This is a genomic window from Ochrobactrum sp. SFR4 (assembly GCF_019730395.1).
In the GTDB taxonomy this organism is placed as follows: Bacteria; Pseudomonadota; Alphaproteobacteria; order Rhizobiales; family Rhizobiaceae; genus Pseudochrobactrum.
This window is the reverse complement of record NZ_JAAPBB010000865.1, coordinates 1-266: the sequence shown is the minus strand read 5'-3', so window position 1 is coordinate 266 and position 266 is coordinate 1. Positions and strand designations below refer to the sequence as shown.

Annotated in this window: 1 protein-coding gene; it reads right to left on the bottom strand. The window is 47.0% G+C overall.

Annotated features, from left to right (window positions below):
* Positions 1-266, bottom strand: a 266-nt coding sequence (locus HBA93_RS21540) for a FecR family protein (protein ID WP_353619426.1), incomplete at both ends; no start/stop codon positions are given.

Below are 266 nucleotides of genomic sequence, written 5' to 3'. Positions count from 1 at the left end.
CAGCGTTCGGACGTAAAATTGTGACAAAAGGCAGGCGTATTACACTGACAGGAAGTGTGGTTTCGATTGCTTGCAGAATTTCTTCCGGCTGCGAGAGATCGAAGACGCCGGTCACTTGCAAAGCATATAATTGCTTGCTGGTGAGAATGATATTTCCCGACCGATAACGTTCAAGTTCCGCAACCACATCGCCAAGCGGTTTAGCGTTGAAAATTAATTTACCTCTGCGCCACGCAGTTTCGATGTCGGAATCTATGTATTCAGGG